Below are 4716 nucleotides of genomic sequence, written 5' to 3' on the forward strand. Positions count from 1 at the left end.
CTGATGAAGCGGTGTACGAGCCCGCTCAAACCGTGACCTATCACTTAGTGATTGAGAATGACGGCAAAGGTAACGCTCACGATATTCCAATCGTCGATAACCTCGAAGATATTACGGTCAGCTTAGTGGATGGTAATACAGGACCAGCGTATTCAGATTGGACCATCACATCGATCGCAACTGGAACTGATTCTGAGTATGTGGATGCGGGCGCAGGTGCTGGCAATGTTTACACATCAACCAACAGTAACCTAAATGTTGAAGCCGATATTCCGATGGGCGCTAAGCTTGAGTACCAAGTTGTCGCGACCATCAATGACAAAGCCAATGGTGATGTTGTTAACGTTCTAACCGTTGATGGCGACACCATTTCTCATGATATTCGTCAAGAAGCTCGAAAAGTTGATTTTGAAAAGAACATTCTGGCGTATTACGACACGGATGAAAACGAACTGGTTGGCGCAACTAACTACATGCCAGGTGGTTATGTTGAGTATGAAATTTTAATTGAGAACATTGCGAGCGCCCACGTTGATGATATGAGCTTGCGTGATGACATCGACCAAATTAACACTCAATACTTTGATGGAACGCGTGGCCCTGCCTTTGATAGCTGGACGATTGAAACATTCACTGATAGCTCAGGTATTTCCAACCCAGATGTTGATAACTCAATCCAAGACAATAAGCCGATTGATACTCACTTCGATATCTCGGCAGACAACTTTGGCCGAGCTGCATCGTCAGCGTTTGTCCGCTATGTCATAAAAGCCAAGATCAGTCCGAAAGCGGTTGGTTCTTTTACCAACAAAGCTTTCATCGACGAAGACAATGGCAATGAGTTGATCGCGGTATCGCCACCATCAACGATGGCGGATCCTGAAGTCACGTTCTCTAAAAAAGCGTTTTATGATGCAGGCTTCTCTTCGCAAAAAACTGAATATTCTCAAGCTTTTGGCGAGAGTGAGGTTTACTACCGCGTTGAGATTAAGAATGCGGGCGATGGTATTGAATATGGTTCTCGCCTAGAAGATGCGATTTCGGAAATTCAAACTCGTATTGCAGAAGACAGCACCACTTCAGGTGGTGATCCTGTTGGACAACCGTTCTTGGTTGGCTGGGAAGTTAGCCTAGATAAAACGGCTGCGACAGGCTCTATTACCGACGCGATTGACTTTGTACCGGGCAATAACATCGATATTGATAACGAGATTGTTATCGCGCCTCAAGAAAGCTTAACGTTCACTATTCATGCTCAAATTCGTGAAGATGCATTGGGTGACATTCAAAATAAAGCGACGTATGACGGTAGTGCTCGAACAGCGAATTTAATGCCGCTTGAAAATAATACCAGTGTTGAAAAACGGGTGGTGTCGATCAACGGCAACCCGTTCAATGATGGTGATACCTATCTTCCGGGTGACGAAGTTGAGTATGAATTTGTAGTCACAAACCCTGAAAACGGTTGGGCGAATGATATTCAGATCAAAGACACAATCACAGACATTCAAGTCGAAGTGATTGGCGGTAAAACGGAATCCGCTTTTGTTTCTGGCGATATAATCCATGAAGTCAGCAATGGTATTGATGCCAACATTGATACCTATGTACCAAGCTACAACACCAGTGGCAACCTTGATATTGAAACCGATATTGCAGCGGGAGAAGTGCTGACCTTTAACTTAACCGGTGTCGTTCGTGACGACGCTTTGGGCACGATTGATGCGAACCAAGTGACCGCAGGAAGTGACTCTGCAACGTCGCAAGTGATACCACCTAAAGATGCTGAACTCGATTACTTCAAAACCTTGGTGTATACCGATGGTGAATCGGCAGGGTGTTCTGTTCCTTCAAACGATGGCAGCGGTTGTACTTACGCACCACGTGGTGATGTTGAGTATCAAGTTACGTTAGATAACACAGGCGATAGCATCGCAAATGACGTGAGCGTTATTGATGCGATTCACACCATTAAAACCGAAGATGGCGATGATGCGTTCTCTAGCTGGACAACGGCTATTGCGGTTGAACCTGTTGGCACTTATGACGTGCAAGGTAACTACAACGGTAGCGTACCATTGAATGCAACTGTCGATCTTCGTCCTGGTGAGCGTATTGTGTTTGACGTGAAAGGCACCGTGTCGACTTCAGCGACAGGCACTATTACCAACACGGCGCAAGTGAACGGTGATAACACCAACGACATCGTACTTGATCCGGGCCGCTCGAATATCCTGATTGATAAATGGACGGATACGCCTGAGTACGTGCCTGGTGGAACAGTGAATTACTACATCGACATCACCAATGACGATGTGGATTCTGGCCTGTTTTCGATTCGTGACATCATCAGCGGCTTTGAAGTCGAAACCGTCGACGGCTCAATGAAAACGGCATTGACAGAATGGACGGTTGATTACGATGTGCTTTATAACTCGGCGCCGTCAGACCCTGACGCTAATGATTTCTCAGAGTTAGATAAGCTAGTTGGTCAAAACAGTCCTGACATCGATTTACCTGTTGAATCGATCAAGATGGCAGGGCGTGACGATGCCGGTACGGGTGGCGGTGATAAGTACACAGTTGTCCGTATTCACGTCCAAGGCAAGGTACGAGATGACGCGATTGGGCGCTTTACTAATACGGCTTATCTACGACATGGTTTGGACGATTCAAAGATTGCTCGCTTACGAGAAGGCTTTATCACTCCGAAGTCGGGTCAATTGGTTCTAACCAAAGAAACGACGCCAATTGCAGAACCTGATGCCAAATACCAACCGGGTCAACCAATCTCATACAAGGTCACTGTGGCTAACACGGGTGAAGGTTACCTTGTCGATCAAGTTCTAACCGATCGTATCGACACTATCATGACAGAGGTGGCTAACAGCCCAGGTCAAGAACAAGCGTTGACAGGTAATTGGGTCATTAGTGACGAACAGCTTGATGGCAGTGGCGATCCAGCACTGAACGCTCGCAAAGATGTGGTTAATAACACGCAGGGTTATAGTGCGACTTACAGCATTCACCCGGGTGACAGTTATTCATTTGTCGTGACCAACACTGTTAATGATAAGGCCAAAGGCGAGATCACTAACGTCGTTAAAGTTGATAGCGCCGACGGTGAGCACTCTGCAGACGCGACCTACATTCCAGAAGATGCGCAAGTTGAGATCACTAAAGATGTCGATAAAGCAGAGTACCTTCCGGGAGAAACACTTCAGTACACCGTGACCGTTAAGAATAATGGCTTAGGTTGGGCTGAAGATGTTGCTATTGAAGATGCGCTGAAGTCGGTTGAAACCACGATTGCAGGTGGTACGACTGAACAAGCTTTTGACCCTGCTTCAATCCAAATATCGGCGGTATCGACAACCGGTGAAACCCCAGTACCGGATGCAACCCGTGGTGAAGACCTTCATGAGACGCTCGATATTGCGCCTCAAGACAGTATTGTTTTCACTATTCAAGTTGCGACTAATCCGTTGGCGACAGGCGATATTACTAACATCGCATCAGCGACCTTTGACGGCACAACATTTGATGACAGTGCTACCAGTACACCAGTGTTGGCGACGGTTTCGGTCAAGAAGACGGTTGATACGCCATCGTATGAAGTAACCAAGCTGATTAACTACGACATCACCGTAACCAACAGCTCTGATGCGTTTGCATCTGGTGTTCAACTTCAAGACATCATCAGTGACATTCAAGTCGACACGACCGCGGATAAACAAGAGTCGGCATTCCTACTATGGGAAGTGAGCTTTGACGCCTCGGATGATCGCTCTGTTGTCACTCCCAAGACGTTCGACTTGAGTGAAGATATCGATGTGAGTATGGATGTGGCGCCACAAAGTACCGTGACATTCCATGTTAAGGCGTTGATTCGTACGACGGCGATTGGCGATATCAGTAACACGGCAACCATCACTTATAACGGAACACCACAAGACTCAACGGTAGTCATGACACCGAAAGACTCTGAGTTTGTTGCGACGAAAACTAACGTACAAACCGAGTATGAGCCGGGTGGTGAGCTGGAATTCTTGATTACCATTGAAAACACCTCTAACAACTACATCAGCGATTTAAGTGTTGTCGATGACATGAGCACGATAGAGGTGGGCTATTACGATGGTACCACTGGGCCTGCTTTTGTTGCTGGAACCACTTCTTTGGTTGTTGAGTCAACCACGGTAGGAACGACGACGGAGCAAATTAGCCCGATTGAGTACAGTGTGGATATTGCACCGCACGGCACAGTTGTGTTCCGCTCAAAAGGCACCGTAGTCGATATCGCGACCGGACACATCATTAATACTGCGCAAGTAGATGGCGGCGATGTTATCAGTCCTCCAGTTCAAACAGTTGCGGCTGTGGTTCAAGCTGAGCTGTTTACCGATGCCCCGTATTACGTGCCGGGAGAGCAGGTTGAGTATCACTTAGTGGTGCAAAACATAGGCCGAGGTATAGCCAAAGATGTCGCGCTTTACACCCAGTTCTCTGAATCCATGGGTGATCATATTGATGGTAATTTTAGTAATGCGTTTGATGAATGGACACTAACGGCAACATCAGAAGGGGCTGAAACTCAACCTGGCACCTTTGATGACGACAAAGACCTGTTCACCTTGGTCGACATATCGCCGGGCGGCAAGATTGATTACACGTTCACATTGACGGTCAACGAAGACATGCTGACTAATATCGATG

1 pseudogene is annotated in these 4716 nt (G+C 46.9%); it reads left to right on the forward strand.

The features are described from left to right. Positions 1 to 4716, forward strand: a pseudogene (locus ACED41_RS21350) (hypothetical protein); the annotation flags it as partial.

The sequence above is a fragment of the Vibrio sp. 1F255 genome (assembly GCF_041439145.1).
GTDB lineage: Bacteria > Pseudomonadota > Gammaproteobacteria > Enterobacterales > Vibrionaceae > Vibrio > Vibrio crassostreae_C.